Here is a 5,223-nt window from a genome sequence, read left to right as displayed (position 1 = left end):
ATCGGTGTCGCCTGATTCGCGGGCAAGCCCGCTCCTACAGGAATGGTAGAGAGCCCTGTAGGAGCGGGCTTGCCCGCGAATCAGGCAGTGCCGATCTACAGTGGCCGCGTATCTATCAGGCTCAGGCTCGACCCAGCGGTATCTTTGGCCTGACGCTTGGCCTGCGAAGCCAGGTCGGCCAGTTGCCCGGCATCCAGCCCATCGCAGGCCTCGCGACGCAACCACACCACACCGATCGATAGCGACAGCAGCGGGAAGGTCTCGCGCTGGCCCTGGCGGTTATGGGCGATGAAACACCCCGCCTCCAGGTGCTCGCTGCGATAGAAGCGCCGGCATTGCCCCAGGAACGCCTCGATCAACCCATCCAGGCGTTCGCGCCAGTTGGCCGAGCCAAGCACCAGCATGAAGTCGTCGCCGCCGATATGCCCGACGAAGTCCTGGGCCGGGTCGACGCTCTCGTTCAGGCACTGCGCCAGGCACAGCAGCACTTCATCGCCACGGGCATAGCCATAGATATCGTTGAAGGGCTTGAAGCTGTCGATGTCCACGTAGCACACGGCCGCCTCGCGGCCCTGCTCCAGCAGGCGTGCCAGGCATTGCTGGATCGGCACGTTGCCCGGCAGCAGGGTCAGCGGGTTGGCGTAGCGCGCCTGCTGGATCTTCTGCTCGGTGATCAGCTTGAGCACGTCGATCACCCGGCCCATGCCCAGGTAACGTCCACCCAGGGTGATGATGAAGTCTTCCTCGATACGCTGCCGGGCGCGGCTGGTGAGCAAGCGGCTGACCTGCTGCAACGACTGGCCACGTTCGACAGCGAGGAAGTCTTCGCTCATCAGTCGGCTGATCGGCTTGCGTGCGAACAGGTCGGTGCCAAAGGGCTTGAGCAGGGCGTCGGCCAACGAGTGGCGGTGCACGATGCCACAGGGCTGGCCCTGCTCGTCGAGCACCGCCAGGGAGTTGAGGTTGGGTTGGCGACGGAACGCCTCCAGCACCTGCAGGGTGGCGGTGTTCAGAGGCACCGCCGGCTGCTCGATCAGCAGCGCGGCCAGGTCGCCGCCATCCTCGCTCGGCGCCAGGGTATTGCCCGCTGCCGGCACTGGCAGCCCCAGGCCTTCACGCAACGGAAACTCTTGCGGGCGGCCTAGCAGGTAGCCTTGCAGCAGGTGCACGCCCATTTCGCTCAGTACCGACAGCTCTTCGCCCAGCTCGATGCCCTCGGCGATCACCTGGGCCCGCGACGCTCGGGCGATTTGCAGGATGGAGCCGACGAACTCGCGCTTGAGCGGGTCCTGGTGGATGCCATCGATGAAGTGCCGGTCGATCTTCACGTAGTCGGGGCGCAGTTCCGACCACAGGCGCAGGCTGGAGTAGCCTGCGCCAAGGTCGTCCAGGGCAATCGAAAAGCCCATGTCGCGGTAGTGGTGCAGGGCGGTGGAGAGCAGCTGGAAATCGTCGGTGGGGGTCTGCTCGGTCAGCTCGATCACCACCCGGCTCGGCGACAGGCCGACCTGCTCGAGCATTTTCAGCGTGCGCCCGGACGGGTAGTGCGGCTCGAGCAAGGACTCCGGCGAGACGTTGAGGAACAGCTTGCCCTCGAGCCCCAGTTCGCTGAAACGCCGACAGGCGGTTTCCCGGCACAGTGCCTCCAGCTCACCCAGGCGTCCGGCATGGCGGGCGATGGCGAACAGGTTCAGGGGCGAGTGCAGCGGGCTGTTGGATGGCCCACGGCTGAGCGCTTCGTACCCCAGAATGCGCCGTTCGGTCAGGCAGACAATCGGTTGGAACAGGCTGTGGACGCTACGTTGAGCCAGAATGGCGCCCAATGCGCTGAGCTGTTCGGTGACGGTCATGGACGGCTTCCTGAAAATGAAAAGGCCAGACGTTCTTCACGTCCGGCCCTTCTATTTCACGACAGTGCAATGACTGTTTGATGACAGGTCACACTATTTTGCCATCACCCGATTTCACTTCTTGGCCACCGACGAACTCAGGCTCAGGTAGTCGAGCAGGATGCGCCCGGTTTCGGACAAGTAGGCGTCGTCTTCCGGCTTGGTGTCGTCTGGTTCGGTAGGCAGCGCGTCCTCGTCTTCCTTCTTCAGTTCCTTGAGCGGCTCTTCGCCCTTGGCCTTGCGCCGCACGTTTTCGAGCGCCAGTTGCTTGGCCTCGATTTCATCGTGGCGGGTGCGGCGGTCCTGTTCGTTGAGGCTGACGGTCTTCTCGTTCATCAGCTTCTGGGTCAGGGCCAGGCGGTCGCGAATGTAGGCGAACTCCGGGTCCTTGGCGCTGCGCGCGTCATGGCGTGCCTTGAGCTGGGCCAGGAACGGCTTGAACGGGTCGGCGGCCGGGCGTACCACAGGGCGAATAGTGTCCCATGGCATGGCTTCAGGCAGCGCGCTTTCGCCGATTTCCTTGGTGTCGATGATCGACGGGTAGTCGATGTCCGGCAGTACGCCCTGGTGCTGGGTGCTCTGGCCGGAGACGCGGTAGAACTTGGCCAGTGTCAGCTTCAGCTCGCCGTGGTTGAGCGGCTGGATGGTCTGCACGGTGCCCTTGCCGAAGGTCTGGCCACCGATGACCAAGGCGCGGTGGTAGTCCTGCATGGCGCCAGCGAAAATCTCCGAGGCCGAAGCCGACAGGCGGTTGACCAGCAGCGCCAGCGGGCCTTTATAGAAGGCGCCGGGGTTCTCGTCCTCGAGCACGTCCACGCGGCCGTCGCTGTTGCGTACCAGCACCGTCGGGCCTTTCTCGATGAACAGGCTGGTGAGTTCGGTGGCTTCCTGCAGCGAGCCGCCGCCGTTGTTGCGCAGGTCGATGACCACGCCGTCGACCTTCTCTTGTTGCAGTTCGGTCAACAGCTTCTTCACGTCGCGCGTGGTGCTCTTGTAGTCCGGGTCGCCCGCGCGGTAGGCCTTGAAGTCGAGGTAGAAGGCCGGGATCTCGATGATGCCCAGCTTGTAGTCGCGGCCATCCTGCTTGAGCTTGAGCACCGATTTTTTCGCCGCCTGCTCTTCGAGCTTCACCGCTTCACGGGTGATCGGCACGATCTTGCTGGTTTGATCGTTTGGCGCGTTGCTCGCCGGAATCACTTCCAGGCGCACCACCGAGCCTTTCGGGCCGCGGATCAGCTTGACCACTTCGTCCAGGCGCCAGCCGACCACGTCGACCATTTCCTTGTCGCCCTGGGCCACGCCGATGATCTTGTCGGCCGGTGCCACCAGCTTGGTCTTGGCCGCAGGGCCTGCCGGCACCAGGCGCACGATCTTGACCTGGTCGTTGTCGCTTTGCAGCACCGCGCCGATGCCTTCGAGCGACAGGCTCATGTTGATGTCGAAGTTCTCGGCGTTGTCCGGCGAGAGGTAGTTGGTGTGCGGGTCGTAGGACTGCGCGAAGGTGTTGATGTAGGCCTGGAAGATGTCTTCGGCGCGGGTCTGGTCAAGGCGCGACAGTTGGTTCTTGTAGCGCTTGGTCAGGGTTTCCTGGATCTGCTTGGTGTCCTTGCCGGCGATCTTCTGGCGCAGCACTTCGTCCTTGACGCGTTTGCGCCACAGGTCGTCGAGCTCAGCCTCGTTCTTCGCCCAAGGGGCCTCCTTGCGGTCGACCAGCAAGGTTTCCTTGGCGTTGAAGTCGATCTTGTCAGCGCCCTTGGCAAGTTCCGCCAGAGCGAAGTCCAGGCGCGATTTGACCCGGTTCAGGTAGCGCTTGTAGATGGTGAAGCCGGGGTCGAGGTTACCGCTTTTGAGGAAGTCGTCGAACTGGGTCTTCCACTTGTCGAACTCGGCGATGTCGGCGGCGGTGAAGTAGCTGCGTGCAGGGTCGAGCAGCTTGATGTAGCTGTCGTAGATGATGACCGAGCGCGCATCGTCCAGCGGCGGCTTGCTGTAGTGGTGGCGCTTGAGCAGCTCGACCACGTTGAGGCTGGCGACGATTTCGTCACGGTCCGGCTGCAGGCTTTCCCACTTGTTGGCGGCGGCCGCATTGCCACCGAGCGCGAGGCTGCCGAGACCGATCATCATCGCGAGGGCAGTGCTGGGGAGGAAATGCTTCATGCTGATTCGACGTGTGGGCAATTGATCACGCATAGTAGGCCGTCTTTTCCGTTCGCCGGTTCCATGGAACCGGCCAAATACTGCAAAAAGCCTGGGGCAAGCGTTCCCAGGCTCAGTCATGACTCAACTATGGAGGCACTGTGAAGGCATTGCAAGGCGTTGACGGACATGTTGCCTGGGTCGAGGCCGAGCGCCCGGCCTGCGATGCAGGGCAGGTGCGCATACGCGTGGCTGCTGCGGGGTTGAACCGTGCCGACCTGCTGCAACGTGCCGGCCTCTACCCGCCGCCGCCGGGTGCCAGCCCGTACCTGGGGCTGGAGTGCGCGGGAGTGATCGAAGAGGTTGGCGCCGGTGCCGACTGGCGCGTCGGTGACCGCGTGTGTGCCTTGCTGGCCGGTGGCGGCATGGCCGAGGAAGTGGTGGTCGATGCACGTCATGTGTTGCCGGTGCCTGAAGGCCTGAGCCTGCACGAGGCAGCGGCTATCCCTGAGGTGTACGCCACGGCCTGGTTGAACATCTTCCAGCTCGGCGGCCTGAAGCCGGGTGAGAAGGTACTGGTGCATGCTGGCGCCAGCGGCGTGGGCTCGGCGGCGATCCAGCTGTGCAAGGCCTTTGGCAACCCGGTCTGGGTCAGTGTCGGCTCCCCCGAGCGGCTGGCTTACTGCGAGGCACTGGGCGCGACGGGCGGTGCGGTGCGAAACCATGATCTGGAAGCACTGGAGGGCTTTGCGCCGTTCGATGTGATCCTTGACCCGGTCGGCGCAGGCTATGGTGAACTGAACCTCAAGCTACTGGCGCGTGATGGGCGCTGGGTGATCATTGGCCTGATGGGCGGGCGCAAGGTCGAACTGGACCTGGCGCTGGTACTGGGCAAGCGTCTGGAGATCACCGGCTCGACCTTGCGCAACCGTGACGATGGGTTCAAGGCCGAGTTGCTGCGCGAGCTGGCGCAGCAGGTGTGGCCGCTGTTCGCCGAGGGGCGGTTGTCGGCGCAGTTGGTCGACACCTACCCGGTAGCGTTCGCCGAGGCGGCGTATGCGGAGCTGGCCAGTAACCAGGTGGCGGGGAAGCTGGTGTTGGTGATCGATCCGGCATTGGTCTAGGTCTGTGCCGGCCTCTTCGCGGGCAAGCCCGCTCCTACAGGGTTCAGCACAATCCCTGTAGGGGCGGGCTTGCC

The 5,223-nt window shown here is 63.9% G+C and carries 3 protein-coding genes; 1 reads left to right on the top strand and 2 read right to left on the bottom strand.

Features of this window, described 5'->3' with window-relative positions; genetic code table 11:
• Positions 1–95 precede the first annotated feature (95 nt).
• Both ACQKPE_RS25690 and ACQKPE_RS25685 read right to left on the bottom strand, forming a co-directional pair.
• Positions 96–1,850, bottom strand: a complete 1,755-nt coding sequence (locus ACQKPE_RS25690) for a phosphodiesterase (protein WP_427669494.1) — start codon at positions 1,848–1,850, stop codon at positions 96–98.
• A gap of 114 nt (positions 1,851–1,964) precedes the next feature.
• Positions 1,965–4,046: a carboxy terminal-processing peptidase gene (locus ACQKPE_RS25685; protein WP_427669492.1), complete on the bottom strand. Its 2,082-nt coding sequence runs from the start codon at positions 4,044–4,046 to the stop codon at positions 1,965–1,967.
• 140 nt (positions 4,047–4,186) lie between these two features.
• On the opposite strand from ACQKPE_RS25685, the gene ACQKPE_RS25680 reads away from it, so the two are divergent.
• Positions 4,187–5,149, top strand: a complete 963-nt coding sequence (locus ACQKPE_RS25680) for an NAD(P)H-quinone oxidoreductase (protein WP_427669490.1) — start codon at positions 4,187–4,189, stop codon at positions 5,147–5,149.
• The last annotated feature ends 74 nt before the right edge of the window (positions 5,150–5,223 follow it).

Source organism: Pseudomonas sp. NPDC089554, assembly GCF_050280645.1.
Lineage (GTDB): Bacteria > Pseudomonadota > Gammaproteobacteria > Pseudomonadales > Pseudomonadaceae > Aquipseudomonas.
Note: the sequence above shows the minus strand (reverse complement) of the source record. Positions and strands in the feature narration are given on the sequence as shown.